General features: G+C 35.6%; 18 protein-coding genes. 11 read left to right on the forward strand and 7 right to left on the reverse strand.

The features are described 5' to 3' along the window. Positions 1-309 precede the first annotated feature (309 nt). Positions 310-972, reverse strand: a complete 663-nt coding sequence (gene mnmC2, locus QWY86_RS17005; protein WP_290243794.1) for a tRNA (5-methylaminomethyl-2-thiouridine)(34)-methyltransferase MnmC2 — start codon at positions 970-972, stop codon at positions 310-312. Positions 973-1,131: 159 nt separating this feature from the next. On the opposite strand from mnmC2, the gene QWY86_RS17010 reads away from it, so the two are divergent. Beyond that, positions 1,132-1,470, forward strand: a complete 339-nt coding sequence (locus QWY86_RS17010; RefSeq protein ID WP_290243796.1) for an MmcQ/YjbR family DNA-binding protein — start codon at positions 1,132-1,134, stop codon at positions 1,468-1,470. Between the two features lie 106 nt (positions 1,471-1,576). Here the strand turns inward: QWY86_RS17010 and QWY86_RS17015 are convergent, their stop codons facing one another. Both QWY86_RS17015 and QWY86_RS17020 read right to left on the reverse strand, forming a co-directional pair. Further along, the gene (locus QWY86_RS17015) at positions 1,577-2,353 is read right to left on the reverse strand and encodes a DUF2625 family protein (protein WP_290243797.1); all 777 of its coding nucleotides are present in this window, start codon (positions 2,351-2,353) and stop codon (positions 1,577-1,579) included. Positions 2,354-2,534: 181 nt separating this feature from the next. Then, on the reverse strand, positions 2,535-4,571 hold the full coding sequence (locus QWY86_RS17020; RefSeq protein WP_290243798.1) for a M13 family metallopeptidase: 2,037 nt from the start codon (positions 4,569-4,571) through the stop codon (positions 2,535-2,537). Between the two features lie 591 nt (positions 4,572-5,162). On the opposite strand from QWY86_RS17020, the gene QWY86_RS17025 reads away from it, so the two are divergent. The 5 genes from QWY86_RS17025 to QWY86_RS17045 all read left to right on the forward strand — a co-directional run bounded on the left by QWY86_RS17025 (position 5,163) and on the right by QWY86_RS17045 (position 9,836). Then, positions 5,163-7,142, forward strand: a complete 1,980-nt coding sequence (locus QWY86_RS17025; protein ID WP_435406640.1) for a heavy metal translocating P-type ATPase — start codon at positions 5,163-5,165, stop codon at positions 7,140-7,142. 129 nt (positions 7,143-7,271) lie between these two features. Then, positions 7,272-8,618, forward strand: a complete 1,347-nt coding sequence (locus QWY86_RS17030) for a DEAD/DEAH box helicase (protein WP_290243799.1) — start codon at positions 7,272-7,274, stop codon at positions 8,616-8,618. Between the two features lie 2 nt (positions 8,619-8,620). Then, complete coding sequence (locus tag QWY86_RS17035; RefSeq protein ID WP_290243801.1) at positions 8,621-8,893, forward strand: hypothetical protein; 273 nt, start codon at positions 8,621-8,623, stop codon at positions 8,891-8,893. Between the two features lie 55 nt (positions 8,894-8,948). Next, positions 8,949-9,284, forward strand: a complete 336-nt coding sequence (gene gldC / locus QWY86_RS17040; RefSeq protein WP_056871223.1) for a gliding motility protein GldC — start codon at positions 8,949-8,951, stop codon at positions 9,282-9,284. Between the two features lie 138 nt (positions 9,285-9,422). Further along, the gene (locus QWY86_RS17045; RefSeq protein WP_290243804.1) at positions 9,423-9,836 is read left to right on the forward strand and encodes a hypothetical protein; all 414 of its coding nucleotides are present in this window, start codon (positions 9,423-9,425) and stop codon (positions 9,834-9,836) included. Here QWY86_RS17045 and QWY86_RS17050 read toward each other — a convergent pair. The 3 genes from QWY86_RS17050 to QWY86_RS17060 are packed head-to-tail and all read right to left on the reverse strand — an operon-like array spanning position 9,826 to position 11,264. Beyond that, entirely contained in the window at positions 9,826-10,329 is a 504-nt protein-coding gene (locus tag QWY86_RS17050; RefSeq protein WP_290243806.1) for a lipocalin family protein, read from the reverse strand. The genes QWY86_RS17045 and QWY86_RS17050 overlap by 11 nt on opposite strands. Positions 10,330-10,385: 56 nt before the next feature. Beyond that, complete coding sequence (locus tag QWY86_RS17055; RefSeq protein WP_290243808.1) at positions 10,386-10,769, reverse strand: cupin domain-containing protein; 384 nt, start codon at positions 10,767-10,769, stop codon at positions 10,386-10,388. 15 nt (positions 10,770-10,784) lie between these two features. Then, positions 10,785-11,264, reverse strand: a complete 480-nt coding sequence (locus tag QWY86_RS17060) for a methylated-DNA--[protein]-cysteine S-methyltransferase (protein ID WP_290243810.1) — start codon at positions 11,262-11,264, stop codon at positions 10,785-10,787. A gap of 201 nt (positions 11,265-11,465) precedes the next feature. Between QWY86_RS17060 and QWY86_RS17065 the strand changes: the two genes are divergently transcribed. From QWY86_RS17065 to QWY86_RS17080, 4 genes are all read left to right on the forward strand, one after another. Further along, entirely contained in the window at positions 11,466-12,131 is a 666-nt protein-coding gene (locus QWY86_RS17065) for a heme exporter protein CcmB (protein ID WP_290243812.1), read from the forward strand. Positions 12,132-12,332: 201 nt separating this feature from the next. Then, positions 12,333-12,995, forward strand: a complete 663-nt coding sequence (gene ccsA, locus QWY86_RS17070; RefSeq protein ID WP_290243815.1) for a cytochrome c biogenesis protein CcsA — start codon at positions 12,333-12,335, stop codon at positions 12,993-12,995. 127 nt (positions 12,996-13,122) lie between these two features. Then, positions 13,123-13,341, forward strand: coding sequence for a CcmD family protein (locus QWY86_RS17075; protein WP_290243817.1), 219 nt, complete (start codon positions 13,123-13,125; stop codon positions 13,339-13,341). A gap of 133 nt (positions 13,342-13,474) precedes the next feature. Further along, positions 13,475-14,896 carry a Glu/Leu/Phe/Val family dehydrogenase gene (locus QWY86_RS17080; RefSeq protein ID WP_290243819.1) on the forward strand — a complete coding sequence of 474 codons (1,422 nt, stop codon included), beginning with the start codon at positions 13,475-13,477 and terminating at the stop codon, positions 14,894-14,896. A gap of 539 nt (positions 14,897-15,435) precedes the next feature. Here the strand turns inward: QWY86_RS17080 and QWY86_RS17085 are convergent. Beyond that, on the reverse strand, positions 15,436-17,046 hold the full coding sequence (locus QWY86_RS17085; protein ID WP_290243821.1) for a Na+/H+ antiporter: 1,611 nt from the start codon (positions 17,044-17,046) through the stop codon (positions 15,436-15,438). A gap of 340 nt (positions 17,047-17,386) precedes the next feature. Between QWY86_RS17085 and QWY86_RS17090 the strand changes: the two genes are divergently transcribed. Next, entirely contained in the window at positions 17,387-17,821 is a 435-nt protein-coding gene (locus QWY86_RS17090; protein WP_290243823.1) for a cytochrome c maturation protein CcmE domain-containing protein, read from the forward strand. The last annotated feature ends 3 nt before the right edge of the window (positions 17,822-17,824 follow it).

Here is a 17,824-nt window from a genome sequence, read left to right on the forward strand (position 1 = left end):
TTTCTCCTCGTCTAGATAACCTAAGATCGTTAAAAAGTTTACTGTAATCTGTTCCAAACATGAAACAAAAATAAAAATAAAGATGTGGGTACACGGTAGGCTGCACCCGGGTTTAGATACTTTCGCTTTTGCAACTATTTAAGTTTTTCTGCAAAATGCCCATTATCCATCGAACATCTTACAGTTCCTTTCACAAAACTCAAGCTAACCATTAAAAGAATGCCCTGCACTCAGGTTTAGATACTTTAGCTTTTGCAACTATTTAAGTTTTCCTCCAAAATGCCCATTATCCATTTAACATCAACCTTCTTACATTTTAATGGCTCTTAACATCTCTCTTTTTCCTGGTGCACCAGGCAATTTTTCAATCTTAAAGTTATTCGCTTTAACCGCTCGCTTGAGTTTTCCGGTAATGGCATATGTAACAAAAGTTCCACCCAATTTTAAAAAGCTGCAAGTGTGTTCGATAATCTCATCGCTCCACATTTCGGGTTGGTGTTGCACAGAAAATGCATCGTAGTAAATTACATCAAATTTATTGTTTGTGTGATATTCTGCCAACTTGGTAAGTGGAATTTCGAGCGTACAAAATGGAGATATTGCGGTTGGTTCTTTTAAAGCATTATTATAATTAGAAATGAAATTCGTCCAAATTTCTTTAGAAACATATTTTGAATAACCCGTTTGCTCAATAACATCTGTGGTTAAAGGAAATGCTTCCAAACTTGTATAATTTAACTTAATGTTATGTTTTACACAATAATCAAGACTTAAAATAAAATTCAAACCTGTTCCAAATCCAACCTCAAAAACAGAAATTTCCGTTTTGCCCGCTGAAGCAAATTTTAATCCCGCTTCGATAAAAACGTGCTTGCTTTCCTGTAATGCACCGTGTTTGCTATGGTAATGCTCGCCAATAGTTTCATTGTATAAAGTGTTCGAACCATCAGCAGTTTGGGTAATAACGTTCATTTCTGTAGCAGGATTTTCGAGATTAAAGGATTTTTAAGATAATGATGCAAAATTACTATTTTCGTATTGTAAAAAAGCTCAATTTTATAAACTTGAGGTTGTGATATTTCGTTTCCACCTTAAACCTTAAACCTTAAACCTTAAACCTTAAACCTTAAAATGGATATAGAATCTTTCAGAGAATATTGTTTAAGTCTGCCGGGCACAACAGAAGGTATGAAATGGGATCATTTATGCTTTATGATTGAGGAAAAAATATTCGTTATTGCAGATATTGATACTGGAAGCAGTTTCTCTATAAAATGCAATCCTGATGAATTTGATGCTTTAACGGCAAGAGATGGTATTGCACAAGCTTATCATTTGGCAAAGCGACAATGGATTCAAATCGAAAATCTCGATGTTTTAAATGATAAAGAACTAAAAGCCAGAGTTGCAGATTCTCGGGCACTGGTGTTGGCAAAACTGCCAAAGAAAACACAAGCTAAATATACTTAAACCTAAATTAAAATCTTCATTGCGAGGTACGAAGCAATATTTTTACAATAAAGCATATCGCGAAGGGATTGCTTCGTGCCTCGCAAGGGTGGCTTAAATCTAAATTTTACTGCTTGCTATCATCTTTCTTAATACCCTTATTTGCATTTATCTCCTTCGATTTCATAATATTGAAACGGTACATTTCTTCGATGCCAACCAATTTTCTGGTGCATTTTTCAATATCTGTTCCGGCTTCCCATAAATATGGCCTGAAACTGTAAGTTTTAGTATCTTCCAAATTTCCAATAAACTGATCCCAACTGCTCCAGCGTAAGCCTTTGTAGAATTTAGATAAGTCGCTATCAAAGCAAAAAATAAGAAATTCGCCATAACCAGCGCCTAAAGGTTGCCACGTTAAACTGTTGGGCTCGAGGTAATACATATTCTTTACATCTTTGCCTAAACCACCGTAATTAATGGCAAAAAAACCTCCAATTGCATCATCGGCGACTAACAGGTAAGGAACATTATCGCCGTATTCTTTTATCGTCTTTCCTTTATTCCATTCGGCAATATCTCTTGTTAAACGCTCGCTACCCGAACCTAGAATTCTTATCCAACCGTTATCAACCATAATGCCGCCAGTATTGTAAATTACAGAACCAAGTGTAGCATAAGTTGTCATTTGTGCATTATATAAAACCTGATTTGCTTTCGCTGTATCGACAGCTAAAACCTCAACTTTATTTTTCGCAGCATCTATCCATTTTTGAACCAAAGGCCAGGCTGGGTCTGTTTTATTAATAAGCTTATCAAGACTAATCAATTGATTTTGTGCCGAAGCCGTTAAGGAAAATAGAAATAAACTGAGTATAAATAATGTGTTTTGGAGGCTTTTCATGCAAAGGTTTTATGTTATTCAAAGATAGAATGATAATTAAGAATAGAAAATGATTCGATTTGTTTTCACGCAAAAAAAAAAGTCCCGATTTCTCGGGACTTTTTTAGGTTTGATATTCCTCTCTGGGATGAAAATCATTACTATATATTAAAGTTACGAATTATAAATCCTTAACTCCAAATTACCACATTCTTATTCTGTCTTCTGGTTTTTTGTATAATTTATCACCAGGTTTTACATCGAAAGCAGTGTACCATGCATCCATATTTACCGGCGCACCAATTGTACGGTACGGACCTGGTGAATGTGGATCAGTTTTAATTAACTGTGCTGCGCTTTCTGGTAAAATATTGCCTCTCCAAACTTGTGCCCAAGCTAAGAAGAAACGTTGGTCGGGAGTAAATCCATCTATTTTCTCATTGCTTTGCCCTTGTCTAGTCATTTTAAAAGCTGTATAAGCTGCGTTTAATCCACCTAAATCACCAATGTTTTCGCCCATTGTTAATTTACCTATAACATGAACTGTATCTAAAACTGTATAAGCATCATATTGCTCACCTAGTGCTTTGGTTTTCTCTTCAAACTTTTTGCGGTCTTCTGCCGTCCACCAGTTTTTTAAGTTACCTTTTGCATCGTACTGACTTCCGCTATCATCAAAACCATGACTCATCTCATGGCCAATAACAGCACCAATTCCACCATAATTTAAGGCATCATCAGCATTTGGGTCAAAGAATGGGAATTGTAAAATTCCGGCAGGGAAAGTAATTGAATTCATTGTTGGGCTGTAAGAAGCATTTACAGTCGGAGGCGTCATGCCAAAACGTGTACGATCTACAGGTTTGCCTAATCTACCAACATTTTCGTTGTAACCCCAAATACTTGCATTACGTAAGTTTTGGAAATATGTAGCTTTATTGATGTTTAAACCAGTATAAGTTTCCCACTTTGTGGTGTAACCAACTTTTGGTTCAAATGCAGCAAGTTTTTCAAGCGCTTTTGTTTTAGTTTCAGCACTCATCCATTCTAAGCCCTTAATTCTGATTTCGAAAGCCTTGCGTAAATTTACAATCATGGCATCCATACGAGCTTTAGCCTCTGGCTTAAAATATTTAGCTACATAAAGCTGACCTAATAATTCGCCAATTGTGCCATCAGTTAAAGATGACATGCGTTGCCAACGTGGTGTTTGAACTTTCTGGCCAGTTTGTGCCTGAGTGAAAGCGAAACTAGCCTTAACAAACGGCGAACTCAAACTTCCGGCAGAGCTTTTTAAAACATTCCATTCTAAATAGGTTTTCCAATCAGCAACAGAAACTGATTTTAGCATTCCGTCAACACTTGCCATAAACTTAGGCGAAGAAACCAAAACGGTATCTTGCCCTTTAATGTTGAATTTAGGTAAATAAGTTGCCCAGTTAATGCCTGGCGTTTTCTTACTTAAATCAGCAACGGTAAGCTTATTGTAAGTTGCATAAGGGTCACGCATTTCTAAACGGCTCATTTGCGCTTCCGCAAATTGCTTTTCAATTTTAAAAACCGTTTCGGCTTTTTGTTTTGCAACTTCAGCAGTGCTACCTGTTAAAGTAAATAAGGTAGTCATATAAGTATTATACGCGTCGCGGATTTTAACGCTACGGGTATCATCTTTCAAATAGTAATCACGATCTGGCAAAGTAGTACCGCCCTGACCAATGTTTACCATGTATTTGTTAACATTTTTACGATCCTGGCCAACGCCGATGCTAAACATAGAGCCACCAATACCGTTTATACGCATATAAGCAGCTTGGTCTAAAACGCCTTGGATATCCTTAATTTGTTTGATTTTTTCTAAGTCAGCCTTAATTGGCGTGTAACCCAATTTTTCGATGGTTACCGTATCCATTGCTGCGGCAAAGAAATCGCCAACGCGACGTTTTACCGAACCAGCAGGAGCGGATTTATCAGCTGCAGCTTCTTCTACAAGAGATTTTACCGCATTGATATTAAAATCCCGAAGTTCGTTAAAAGAGCCCCATCGGGTTTCCTTTGCAGGAACAGGATTGTTTTTTATCCACGTACCACTTGCGTACTGATAGAAATCGTCGCCTGGCTTAACAGATAAATCCATATTTGCAGGGTCGATATATTTTTTTGGTGCTTGTGCATTTGCAGAAAAACCTGCTGCAACTATTCCAAGTGCAGCAAAATATCTTTTTAAATTTTGGTATTTCATTCGTTTAAATAAGTTAGTTATTTGAACGAAATTTATGAAATACAAATTAATACTGAAACAATATATTATAAATATTACTTGTTAAACCAGTAGTAAATTTTTGTTAAGCCAAGTCTTCTTAAGAATTCACTTGGTGAGAAATGGAACTTTAGGGATTTCATCATTCTTAAATCTTAATATAGTATTAACATTTTTTAACATAATTTATTGTGTGGTGTCGAAAAAAATCGTTATTAATAATTATTAAAAATAAGATGCAGTTTATAAGATACTGTCTATGTAGATATACGCATTTCTAAAAGTAATGTCAGTATTTAATTTGTATTTTCAGGTCAGCCATTTTGCAGCAATCTTTGGCTTTTTAAACTTATGGAAGTTAATAAGCATTTTTTAGTGTAAACTTCGTAAGTTTTGCCAAAGTATTTCCGCATCTGTCGGCTTATTATGTTTTAATTGTCCTGCTTTTAGCGCCGCCTAAAGCCGACAAGGCGAAAAAACCGGAAGCCAATTTTTCTTTGGCTGAGGATTTGCAGCGAGGTAGGAAGAAAGAAACAGAAAGCATCTTAAATTGCCTTCAAAAATATATTCTAAATGAGTAACTCCAACGATAAAAAAGATAGCTGTTGCAGTAGCAAGGCGCATGATCATACTCATGGGCACGCACACAGCCACGAAGATGGCGGTGACCATGATCACGATCATGGTGGCGATCCATCTGCACTTAATACCTATACGCCTGCCATTGTAACACTTGTAATGTTGCTTATTGGAGTTGCTTTCGATAATATTTTTGAAATCGAAGCTTTTAAATTAATCAGACCATATTGGTATATTGTTGCGTATTTACCCGTTGGTATCCCGGTTTTAAAAGAAGTATGGGAAACCTTTAAAGCAAAGGAATTCTTTACTGAATTTTCTTTAATGTCAATCGCAACAATTGGCGCATTTGCCATTGGTGAATACCCTGAGGGTGTTACAGTGATGCTTTTTTATACCATCGGTGAGCTTTTTCAGTTGGCAGCCGTAAATCGTGCAAAGAAAAATATTTCAGCTTTGCTTGATGTTAGGGCTGATGTTGCTCATGTGCTACGAAAGGGTAAAGTTGAAAGCATTGATCCAGAAAAGGTAGAAATTGGCGAAACCATACAAATAAAAGTCGGCGAAAAAATTCCACTGGATGGTAAATTGCTATCAGAAAAAAGCAATTTTAATACTTCAGCTTTAACTGGCGAAAGCAAGCCAAAAACCATAAGTAAAGGTGAAAATGTTTTAGCAGGAATGCTGAATGTCGATTCGGTTATCGAAATAAAAGTAACTAAAGTCTTTGCAGATAGTGCATTATCCAGAATTTTAGAAATGGTACAAAACGCTACAACACGCAAGGCAAAAACCGAATTGTTTATCCGCAAGTTTGCGAAAATTTACACACCAATTGTTTTCTTTCTGGCTTTGGCTCTAGTAACCATTCCGATATTGATTTTGGGGAACGATTATAATTTCCAAACCTGGTTGTATCGTGCATTGGTATTTCTGGTTATTTCTTGTCCTTGCGCCTTGGTTATTTCTATCCCTTTGGGTTATTTCGGTGGTATTGGGGCTGCATCAGCAAACGGTATATTATTTAAAGGTTCTAACTTTTTAGATTTAATTACAAAACTAAATACCGTTGTAATGGACAAAACTGGAACGCTAACCAAGGGTGTTTTTAAAGTTCAAAAGGTAGAAAGTAATATAAACGAGCAAGAGTTTCTGAGCTATCTGGCAGCAGTTGAAGTAAAATCTACCCATCCAATTGCAAAAGCTATCGTAGAATATTATGGAGAAAATGAAATTCATCAGGCAGAAAATATAAAAGAGATTGCCGGTATGGGCTTGCAAGGCAGCGTCAACGGCAAAGATATACTAGCCGGAAATACGAAACTGCTTGATAAATTTAACATTACTTACGATGATAAAATTAACGATTTTGAGGAAAGTATTGTTGTAGCTGCGCTTGATGGAAAATATATCGGTCATACCTTAATTGCTGATGAGATTAAAGAAGATGCTGCCGAAGCCGTTCAAAAACTACATACCATAGGCATTAAACAGGTGGTAATGCTTAGCGGCGATAAAACTTCTATCGTTAAAAAAGTTGCGGGTATTTTGGGTATCGATTCATTTTATGGCGATTTGTTGCCTGAAGATAAAGTGAATAAGCTGGAAGAAATTAAACAGAATAAGCAAAATGTTGTGGCTTTTGTAGGCGATGGAATTAATGATACTCCAGTTTTAGCCATTAGCGATATTGGCATTGCGATGGGTGCAATGGGTAGTGATGCCGCTATCGAAACTGCCGACGTGGTCATCCAAACCGACCAACCTTCTAAAATTGTTACGGCAATTAAAATTGGTAAGGCTACAAAACAAGTGGTTATTCAAAATATAGTTTTGGCATTTTCTGTAAAGGCTTTGGTTTTAATTTTAGGTGCAGGTGGCGTAGCAACCATGTGGGAAGCCGTTTTTGCTGATGTTGGCGTAGCATTGCTGGCAATTTTAAACGCGGTTAGAATTCAAAAAATGAAATTTTAGACTGTAGATGCTAAACTTTTCACTTTAAACTTTTTAACACAAAGCCATAAATTTTTGCTTTCTGCTTTGGTCTTTAGTCTTTCAGCTTTAGTCTTACCTTTCAGCTTAAAAAGCCTATCTTTGTGCGCTATGGCAAAATCGTTCGAAGAATTTAAGTTAAACAGGCAAATTTTAAATGCAGTTGCCGATGCAGGTTATACCGTTGCCACGCCTATACAGGAAAAAGCAATTGCCCCGGTATTATCCGGGCAAGATATTTTTGGTATAGCAGAAACCGGAACGGGTAAAACTGCAGCCTTTGTTTTGCCAATTTTAATGCAGCTAAAATATGCTCAAGGTGAAAACCCAAGGGCTTTAATTTTATCGCCAACACGCGAATTGGCGATGCAAATTGCTGAGCAAGTAAAATTATTTTCGGTTTATACAGATTTACGCTCGCTGGTTATTTTCGGGGGCATTGGTCCGAAAACACAAAAAGAACAGATTGCGAAAGGTATTGATATTTTAATTGCTACACCTGGAAGATTTCTGGATTTATATTTAACTGGTGACATCAATACCCAAAGTTTAAAATTTTTGGTGCTTGATGAAGCCGATAAAATGATGGATATGGGTTTTATTGGCTCAATCCATAGGATTTTGGAAATTGTACCGCGTAAACGTCAGAACTTGCTTTTCTCGGCCACTATGAGCGATTTGGTACAGAAAATTGCGGGTGATTTCTTGAATAATCCACTTGTAATAGAAACTTCGACACAGGCTACACCAGCCGCAAATGTTACGCAGGCATTATATTACGTTCCAAATTTTAAGACTAAAATTAATTTATTGCAGCACTTATTAAAGAATGATGAAGCATTTACCCGCTTAATTATATTCTGTAAAACAAAAACTGTGGCTGATAATATTTTCAGTTTTATTGAGCGTAGATATGGTGCAGAAAATGTTCGGGTAATACATGCTAACAAAGGTCAAAACACCCGCATCAACTCAATAAATAGTTTTAAAGAAGGAAATATTCGTGTTTTAGTTGCAACCGACGTGGCAAGTAGGGGTATTGATGTGAGCGATGTAAGTCATGTAATTAATTTCGATGTTCCAATTATTATTGAAGATTATGTACACAGAATTGGCCGTACAGGTAGGGCTTTTGCCAAAGGCGATGCCATTACCTTTGCAACCGATGCGGAGAAATATTACATCCGCAAGATTGAAAAGTTAATTCGCCAATATATTCCTGTTGCCGAAATCCCGGAAGGTGTTTATATAGATGAAACGCCATACGAAGAACGCCAGCACATTGCCCGCGAAATTGATATGCAAAAACGTAAGGAAGACCCCGATTTTAAAGGCGCTTTCCACGAAAAGAAAAATGCAAAAGTTATAGAGCAAAGAGAAAGAGATAAAGCGAAAGCTAAGGCTGGAAAAACAGTTAAGAGTTTCAAGAAAGGTAAACGTTTCGATAAGAAAAAGTAACAATGAAGCTTAGAGTTACGCCATTAAATATCATCAGTGCAGTAAGCTTAGGTTTAGTAGTTGTAAATATATTCAGCTCGAAAAGCGATGCACCAAAGCAAATCGATATGAGCGGTTTCTACCTACTTATATTAGCATGTTTGATTTTGGTTACGTTTATTACTGATTTGGTATTTCGTTTTACCTTAAAAGATTTAAAGAAAATCTGGATTGTAGAATCGATTTTTATTGTTATTACCGTAATCTTGATGGTAATTTTACAAAAAGTAATGTAAAGCAAAGGTTAAGTATTTATTTAAATCTGCATCTTTGCAACCGTAAAAAAATAAAATGAAAACAGCAGAAATAAAATTAACAGTTGAGTTAGACGAAGGAAATAATCCGGATAATATCCTTTGGGAAAGTACAGATTCTGGTAATGCGGATAAAGTACCAGCAAAAGCTATGTTTTTATCGGTTTGGGATCACAACTATAAAAATACGCTAAAAATAGATCTTTGGACAAAAGATATGCCTGTTGACGAAATGAAACGTTTCTTTTACGAAACTTTGCAAACCATGGGCGATAGCTTTTTAAAGGCTACTAACGAAACTTTAATAGTAGAAGATTTACGTGATTACTGTGCGCATTTTGCAGAGAAAATGGGTATTGTTGAGGGGCAGTAAATTAGTCATTAGTCATTAGTCATTAGTCATTACAAAATACCAAACAATTTAGATGATTTTTTCTTTACTCTAAACAACTAAACAACTAAACAACTAAACAACTAAACAACTAAACAACTAAAAATCCAAAAAACTAATATGTTAATTCTAAATAAACTTAGAGCTTATATAGGTATACTTTTATGTATTATCGCAAGTTTTTCACCTATACTGAAAGTACCCATTAAGGGAAATTGGAATCTATATCAGGCAGATGCTAAGTTGTTCATTATTACTTATGCAATACTTGCAATAGCAGTACTTTTTCTTTTTATTAGAAAAGCTGTGGCATTTAGATTTATAAGTTTTGTGATGGCAATTTGGTACGTATTGGCGGTTATTGCTGTTTATTTTACCGTAAATAATTATACAGAATTTGGCTTCGCAAATAAATTAATTGGCAAAGTAGTTCATTTCCAATGGGGATGGATTGTGTTTTTGGTTGGCATTTTATTTATGCTCTTCAGCACTAAACGTGGAGAGAAAATTACTACGCAAAGTACTAGCCTTTAAACTGCGAAGTAAGCTTAGCAACTTCATATCCTTTTGCTTTACAACGGGCAACTATTTCATCATGGGTTTTCTTCGGCATGGTTTGCGTGCGACTCATGATGAATAGAAATTTATGGTCGGGGTGACCAACAACAACGTAAGAATAGTCTTCGGCCAGTTCAATAATCCAGTAATCTACTTTAATTGGCCAAACAAATTGCGCTTGTAATTCACCATTATTTCCATCTTCTGATGGAAACATTTTCGAGTTTCTGGAATAAACCTTTTCATCATTAGGTTTTTTATAGGTGGTTAATACATTGTAGAAACCATCTTTATTTAAAGTGTATTTTGTTGTGGTTTCCCTGCTCCCTTTATCAAAAATTGTAGGTATAGAATATAGAGAATACCAAGTGCCAGCGTATTTTTTTAAATCGAGTTTAGTGACCGGTGTGTTTTTATCAACCGAAAAAAAACTAAAAATAATTAATATTGCAGTGCAAATCGCTTTCATAACATCGTGGGTTTGATGTTATTTACGAATTTCAGCAAAACATGGTTTCAATAAATTTAATCAGTCACGAAATAATCATTTGCCCCATCCTCTAAAGGTATATAAATTCTTTCCCATTCCTCACCATCTTCAATTTCCCATGTATGGCCAATTCCCTTAGTATCATCAGCAATTAAAATGATGCCTGGCTCAATGATAAAAGTTGCTCCATTTGTTACAGAAAATTTGAGTTTACCTTTTAATGTAATTACATATTGTTTACGCGGAGCAGGATGTATACTGTGTTGAAGAAAAGTATCTGTTTTAGCGAAAAAGTATCCTGCGCTTATATTTTGCTTAACGGGAATTTTTCCAACTTCAAAAGTACATTCATCATTTTCTATATTGATTAAACGTATTGCTTTCAAATGATTTTTGGTTTCGGCTTTGTCTGGTGTCATATTCAAAAGATATAATTAAAATTTAAGTTCTGTTTGACCTTGCTGAGCTATTTCCCGCTCATGCTGCAATAACCATTGTTTCCGCCATAAGCCACCAGCATAACCAACCAGTTTACCATTACTACCAATAACCCTATGGCAGGGCACTACAATGGCTATGTTGTTTTTGCCGTTCGCGGCAGCTATCGCCCGAATGGCTAAAGGTTGATGTGCCGAAAATTTAGCGTAAGATGTGGTTATTCCGTAAGGAATAGCCATTAAATTCTGCCAAACTTCTTGCTGGAAATCCGTTCCTTTTTGTTTAATAGGGAAATCAAAAACCTTCAATTCACCTTTAAAATAGTCCTCCAATTGAGATGCTACACGTTTGGTTAATTCACTTTCTGTCAGTTCATCACTTACTTTATTAGAAAAAGTAACTTCTACAATGAAATCTTCATCAGCTAGAATGGTAATTTTTCCGATAGGGGATTCTATTGTAGATGCGTAATTCATATTTTTTTTGCCATGGAATCACAGAATTCACAGAAAAGGCAGCAAATTTTTAGTAATTATAAGAAGCTGGGTAACACTATTTCAATTGAAAATTTTTTCCTTGTATTCTGTGTTTCCGTGGCATCAATAATTTAAAACAAAATTACAACAAACCTACAATTTACACTCGCATTATTTATCAATAAAAGTATCTTTGCGGTTATGCAACTGGCCAAAGAGGTTAAATATTTAATCCACAAGGAAGTACTGTTAGAGTGGCGTTCCAAATATACCATTAACGGTGTATTGCTGTATGTGGTTTCTACAATATTTACATGTTATTTATCTTTCGTAAGCCTTGGTGATAAGTTAACCTGGAATGCTTTATTCTGGATAATTATGCTTTTTGCATCTATCAATGGTGTTTCTAAAAGTTTTCTTCAAGAAACAAAGGGCCAACAATTATACAGTTACGTTTTGGCTAGTCCGGCTGCGGTTTTAATATCAAAAACCATTTATAATACACTTTTGATGTTGGTTTTAACCACCATTGCTTTAGGTTTTTACACATTGGTTTTCGATTCATTTACACCTCCGGATTTGTTGCTTTATTATGTGGCGGTTGTAATGGGCAGCACCAGTTTTTCAACGGTTTTTACAATGGTTTCGGCCATTGCAAGTAAAGCCGGTAACGGCGGAATGCTGATGGCAATTTTGAGCTTTCCAATTATTATACCTGTACTTATACTTTTAATAAAATTGGCTAAAAACGCTGTTGATGGCTTGCCATGGGAAAATAGTTACGATGAAATTGGTATGTTGTTTTTGGTAAATGTATTAACTGTAGCAACCTCATTATTACTATTTCCTTACCTTTGGAGGGATTAATTATAGAATTAGTGAAGGATTGAATTAGAGAATTAGTGAATGGTCGATTGATTGTATGATAGAATTAGTAAATGATTGACTGATAGAATAGGGCAGAAATACTCACTCATTCTATAATTCACTCATTCGAAATTAAAATAATAGAATAGAACAGAAGCATTCAATCATTCAAAACTCACTCATTCAAAATTAAATTAACATATGAATAAAACTTGGTGGAAAATTTTAGGTTCGGTTTTGGTAATTTATACTGCAATTGCAGGTTTGTTATTGGGCGTTCCGCGTTTGCCTATTTTAAATGAGTCGATTAGGAATCTTTATTTCCACGTTCCCATGTGGTTTGCAATGATTGTATTGTTCTCTATTTCTGTTTTTTACAGTATAAAATCATTAAACTCTAAAAGCGAAATCGATGATTTAAAAGCTGTTGAAAGTGTAAATGCAGGTATTATTTTTGGTCTTTTAGGCTTGGTAACTGGAGCCATCTGGGCGAAATATACTTGGGGGCAATTCTGGAGTTTCGACCCTAAACAAAACTTCGCCGCAATATCGGTTTTACTTTACTTTGCCTATTTAATTCTTCGCAATGCGATAGATGAAGAGCAAAAGAGAGCTAAAATTTCAGCCATTTATAACATATTCGCCTTCCCGATGATGGTGGTTTTACTTTTCGTTTTACCACGTTTAAAAGACTCTTTGCACCCCGGCAACGGTGGTAATCCGGGTTTTAACAGTTACGATTTAGATAGCCGCATGAGAATGGTTTTTTATCCGGCTTGCTTAGGCTGGATTTTAATCGGTTATTGGGTCTACACCATCCTTTTCAGAATCCGTTCTATAGAAAATAAACAACAAGCGAATTAAGAACAAAGATTAAGGGGCAAGGATTAAAGAACAAAGATTAAGGAGTAAGGAATAATGATTTTCCTTCGAATTTTCAACATTTAAACTTTACAACGCTCCAACATTACAACATAAAACTAAAATCAAGATGAAAAAGATACTTTTCTCAATAATATTAATGCTTTTAACTGTACAATTATTCGCACAGGATAATGATGTAGAAATGGCCGATACCTTACGCAGCAACGGCAAAATTTATGTTGTTGTAGCTTGTATTGTGATAATTTTAGTCGGTTTATTGGCTTATCTATTTTCTATCGATAAAAGATTAAAAAAAATCGAAAAAGAAAACACGACTAAAAACTAAGTTTAACGAGTTTAAAGCTGTTATTTGAACCAAAAACGATTGGTGTTGGCTATACACTAAGTATTTTTTCATTTGGATATATGCTCTTTTTTTAGGCAATTTTGCAGCATACTTAATTCATAAAAAATAAATAATGGCTAATCTAGCAGACGAGAACAAGTTCTTTGCAGATGTTTGTAAGAACTTTGACAGTGCGGCTCAATTCACCAATCACCCAGAAGGTTTATTGAACCAGATTAAAGCGTGTAATAGTGTGTATCGTTTCCAATTCCCAATTCGCAGAGGAAACGGTTTTGAGGTTATCGATGCATGGCGTGTAGAACACTCGCATCACATGAGCCCAACCAAAGGTGGTATTCGTTACAGCGAAATGGTTAACGAAGATGAAGTTATGGCGCTTGCAGCCTTAATGACCTACAAATGTGCCATCGTAAACGTTCCATTCGGCGGTGCTAAAGGTGGTATCAAAATCAACACCAAACAATATAGTGTAGCAGAGTTAGAAACGATTACCCGTCGTTACACTACCGAGTTAATTAAAAAGAATTTTATAGGTCCTGGTATTGATGTTCCTGCTCCGGATTACGGTTCGGGCGAACGTGAAATGAGCTGGATTGCCGATACATACATGACGATGAATCCTGGTCAGCTAGATGCATTAGGTTGCGTAACTGGTAAACCAATTGCTTTACACGGTATCCGTGGACGTAAAGAAGCAACTGGTCGTGGTGTGGCTTATGCCGTTCGCGAGTGTGTTGAAGTAGCAGAAGATATGGCTAAAATTGGTTTAAAAGCTGGTTTGGGCGATAAACGTGTAATCGTTCAAGGTTTAGGTAATGTAGGTTATCACTCCGCTAAATTTTTAGCAGAATTTGGTGCTACCATCGTAGGTTTATGCGAGTTTGAAGGTGCTATCTATAATCCAAATGGCTTAAATGTTGATGAGGTTTTTGCTCATCGTAAAAACACTGGTTCAATTTTAGGTTTCCCAGGTGCTACAGATTTTAAAAATTCTATGGAAGGTTTAGAACAAGATTGCGATATCATTGTTCCTGCGGCTTTAGAGAATCAGTTTACTGAACTTAATATTCGTAATATTAAAGCTAAAATCATTGCTGAAGGTGCAAACGGACCAACTACTCCAGAAGCTGAAGCCATCTTCACTGAAATGGGCGGTATCATCATTCCAGATATGTATTGTAACGCTGGTGGTGTTACAGTTTCTTATTTCGAGTGGTTAAAAAACCTTTCTCACGTAGCATTCGGGCGTATGGAAAACCGTTATGCGGCTAATTCAAACGCGAATTTAATTGCAACTTTAGAAAACTTAACGGGTAAGACTATTCTTCCAGAACACCGTTTAATGATTGTTAAGGGTGCATCAGAGATGGAATTGGTAAACTCAGGTTTAGAAGATACCATGATCCATTCATACCACGAAATTCGTGAAACTTTGAAAAACAAGCCGGGTACAGGTACATTAAGAACAGCAGCTTTTGTCAACTCAATCGATAAAATTGCCGTTTCTTACATGAATTTAGGTGTTTGGCCATAATAAGCTGAAAGGCGAAAGCTTAAAATAAAAAATCCTTGCAGATGTACAATTTGCAAGGATTTTTTAGTTTATCGAGACAATTAATGCTCTCATTAAAATATTTTTGTAGGCATATTTTTATTTTGGAAATGATTGCTTCGGTTTTTCATAGGTTAGGGTTGGCCCCGCTCTCGCTACAATCTTTTAAAAACTTCTGTCCTGCTCAGTACATTTGAGGTTGCTGCAATTTTAAAAGTATTTTCGCTAAATCGGGTTTAAGAACAGCAGTCACTTTAGTAAATGGGAAATACCCCACGTTCAGCTAAGCCTAAGTAGAGAATCTTCGTTCTACTCTAATCCGGCCTAATAAATTTTTGGTGATGCATTGTCAAAGCCGCACCACTGACTTCCATACAAAAATTTTCAGCCGGCAATTTTGTTTCTTTTGTTGTCAAAAGAAAAAAGCCCGTCTGGCCAAGACAGGTAAATAACATGGTTGACACAAGGTTATCTTGAGTAAATTATAAAATCTGTAAAACAAACACTTGAGACAAAACCATTTACTCTGAAGAAGTGATGCCTAATTCTTCCAAATCCAACCTCCATTCTTCTTTTCTAATAACTTCATCATCATAATTTTTATCACTTTTTAAACGATGCAATTCATCACGTTGTACAGCAATCAAAGCAATCATTATTTCATGGTACGCTTTTAAATCGGTGGTATCAATCTCACCTTTTTTGAAAGCATTTAAAGTATCTCTTTTCTCAATTAAAGAATGTTGAAGCTCTGCTTTTAAATTTACCATTAACTCGTTATGGGTACATTGGTGTTGGTAATCTGCATTGAGTTTATCCAAAGAAAGGTCGATTAACTTTAACTTAATCTGGTTGGTTTGCTCTTGCTCAGAAAGTTTATGTTTCGATTCCGGAATTTTCAAAAACTTTATAAATAACGGTAAGGTTAAACCTTGAATAACTAACGTTACAAAAATCACAACAAAAGTGATAAATAAGATCAAGTTTCTAAGTGGAAAAGGTATCTGGTCGCTAATCATTACCGGAATTGAAAGTGCTGCAGCCAACGAAACAACACCTCTCATTCCTGCATATACAATAACCGCTAAAGAGTGCCATGTCACATCTTTATACCTTTCTCTTGATGTTTTATTTACCAATCTGGTAATCTCTGATGTAGAAAATAGCCAAAGGAAACGAACAACTAATGCTAAAATACTGATACCAACACCATAAGCAATTCCATTATAAATCGGGTAATCAGGACCAAGTCCGTTAACAATTTCTGGTAATGCTAAACCAATTAAAATAAAAACTACGCCATTCAACATAAAAATAAGCGCAGACCAAACGGATACTGTTTTTATCCTTGAGTTTGAAGTTAATATTACATGCGATTGGCTGGAAAGTAACAATCCGCCAGAAACAACAGCCATAACGCCCGAAGCTTCGAAGTGCTCTGCCACGATGTACATAAAATAGGGAGTGAGCAAGGTAAGTACAGTATCAATATTTTCTGTTGTTGGTAACCAACGGTGGATGGTGTAAAATATTCCACCAATAGCTAAACCAATTACAATTCCTAAACCTGCTACCGAAACAAAACTGACAGCCGCATCTTGAAAAATAAAACTTCCGGTAGCAACGGTTGCCAATGCAAACTTAAATACAATTAAACTTGATGCATCATTTACTAAACTTTCGCCCTCTAATAATGCGCTTACAGTTTTCGGGATTTTCATTCCTTTTAAAACTGCTGCTGCGGCAACGGCATCTGGCGGCGACACAATTCCGCCCAATAAAAACCCAAGCGCCAACGTAAAACCAGGAATAAATGCTACCGATGCATAAGCGATTGCAATAGAGGTGATTATCACTAACCCAACTGCAGTTAAAAAGATGGCGCCTTTGTATTCATAAAAATCTTTCCACGAGGTAAACCAAGCCGCTTCGTAAAGTAGGGGAGGCAAAAACAATAAAAAAACAATGTTTGGGTCTATTTTTATTGCTGGCATTCCGGGGATGAAACCAATTAATAAACCAGCCAAAACAAGAAATATAGGGTAAGATATTTTTAGTTTTTGACCAACCATAACCAGAATGGTTACGCCAAGTAATAAAACCAAAATCAGGATAAGATTATCGTGTAGCATATTATTAAGATTGTTAAAATATTATTATTTGATTTCGGATTATTAAAAATCTGCAGAATATCAAGTTTGTAATACAGGTATAAATTGTTCTTTGTCGGTTTTTAATTAATCAACTGGGTTGATTTTAAGTAGCAAACTTAATTAAAAAATGGGCAGAATTTTATGGAGTGAAGCTACAATTTAAGGATTTCCATAGAACAGTTATAAATCATTATAGGAATTGATTTCAATCTTTCAAATCATCACCTGATTGTCAATATAAAGACAAGAAATATGTAAAAGAATGTTGGCTAAGCCTATTTTTCTATCTTTGTTACCAACTTTTACAATAATATATAAAATGAAAAAAAGTGCTATTATTGGTTTGATCACCATTGCCATTTCAGTGGGAATCTTATTTAGCCTGAACGCAAATACCGATACATATTCAAATTTTAAAGAAGCATCTACTTCTGGTAAAGAGGAACATGTAATGGGCTATTGGGAAAAAGCTAATGGCACTTATTATGATGCTGTAAAAGATCCTAATCATTTTGGTTTCCACATGAAGGATGAAAAAGGTGAAATTCGTGAAGTAATATATAACGGAACTAAGCCACAGGATTTTGAAAAATCTGAAAAATTGGTACTCATCGGTCAGATGAAAAGCGATAAGTTTTATGCGTCGAAAATTTTAATGAAGTGCCCATCTAAATACAATGATAATTTGGTTGAGATTAATAAAGATGGTAAGGTTGATACTGTAGGGAAATACGGCGAGAAAAAATATAATTAATTT

This window comes from Pedobacter aquatilis (assembly GCF_030409415.1).
In the GTDB taxonomy this organism is placed as follows: domain Bacteria; phylum Bacteroidota; class Bacteroidia; order Sphingobacteriales; family Sphingobacteriaceae; genus Pedobacter; species Pedobacter aquatilis.

Excerpts from the sequence above, each read along its gene's own strand:
- ccsA (WP_290243815.1), top strand. The coding sequence starts at position 12,333 with ATGAATAAAACTTGGTGGAAAATTTTAGGTTCGGTTTTGGTAATTTAT.
- QWY86_RS17015 (WP_290243797.1), bottom strand. The coding sequence starts at position 2,353 with ATGAAAAGCCTCCAAAACACATTATTTATACTCAGTTTATTTCTATTT.
- QWY86_RS17030 (WP_290243799.1), top strand. The coding sequence starts at position 7,272 with ATGGCAAAATCGTTCGAAGAATTTAAGTTAAACAGGCAAATTTTAAAT.
- QWY86_RS17050 (WP_290243806.1), bottom strand. The coding sequence starts at position 10,329 with ATGAAAGCGATTTGCACTGCAATATTAATTATTTTTAGTTTTTTTTCG.
- QWY86_RS17025 (WP_435406640.1), top strand. The coding sequence starts at position 5,163 with ATGAGTAACTCCAACGATAAAAAAGATAGCTGTTGCAGTAGCAAGGCG.
- QWY86_RS17090 (WP_290243823.1), top strand. The coding sequence starts at position 17,387 with ATGAAAAAAAGTGCTATTATTGGTTTGATCACCATTGCCATTTCAGTG.
- QWY86_RS17055 (WP_290243808.1), bottom strand. The coding sequence starts at position 10,769 with ATGACACCAGACAAAGCCGAAACCAAAAATCATTTGAAAGCAATACGT.
- QWY86_RS17080 (WP_290243819.1), top strand. The coding sequence starts at position 13,475 with ATGGCTAATCTAGCAGACGAGAACAAGTTCTTTGCAGATGTTTGTAAG.
- QWY86_RS17085 (WP_290243821.1), bottom strand. The coding sequence starts at position 17,046 with ATGCTACACGATAATCTTATCCTGATTTTGGTTTTATTACTTGGCGTA.
- QWY86_RS17045 (WP_290243804.1), top strand. The coding sequence starts at position 9,423 with ATGTTAATTCTAAATAAACTTAGAGCTTATATAGGTATACTTTTATGT.
- QWY86_RS17035 (WP_290243801.1), top strand. The coding sequence starts at position 8,621 with ATGAAGCTTAGAGTTACGCCATTAAATATCATCAGTGCAGTAAGCTTA.
- mnmC2 (WP_290243794.1), bottom strand. The coding sequence starts at position 972 with ATGAACGTTATTACCCAAACTGCTGATGGTTCGAACACTTTATACAAT.
- QWY86_RS17075 (WP_290243817.1), top strand. The coding sequence starts at position 13,123 with ATGAAAAAGATACTTTTCTCAATAATATTAATGCTTTTAACTGTACAA.
- QWY86_RS17065 (WP_290243812.1), top strand. The coding sequence starts at position 11,466 with ATGCAACTGGCCAAAGAGGTTAAATATTTAATCCACAAGGAAGTACTG.
- QWY86_RS17010 (WP_290243796.1), top strand. The coding sequence starts at position 1,132 with ATGGATATAGAATCTTTCAGAGAATATTGTTTAAGTCTGCCGGGCACA.
- gldC (WP_056871223.1), top strand. The coding sequence starts at position 8,949 with ATGAAAACAGCAGAAATAAAATTAACAGTTGAGTTAGACGAAGGAAAT.
- QWY86_RS17020 (WP_290243798.1), bottom strand. The coding sequence starts at position 4,571 with ATGAAATACCAAAATTTAAAAAGATATTTTGCTGCACTTGGAATAGTT.
- QWY86_RS17060 (WP_290243810.1), bottom strand. The coding sequence starts at position 11,264 with ATGAATTACGCATCTACAATAGAATCCCCTATCGGAAAAATTACCATT.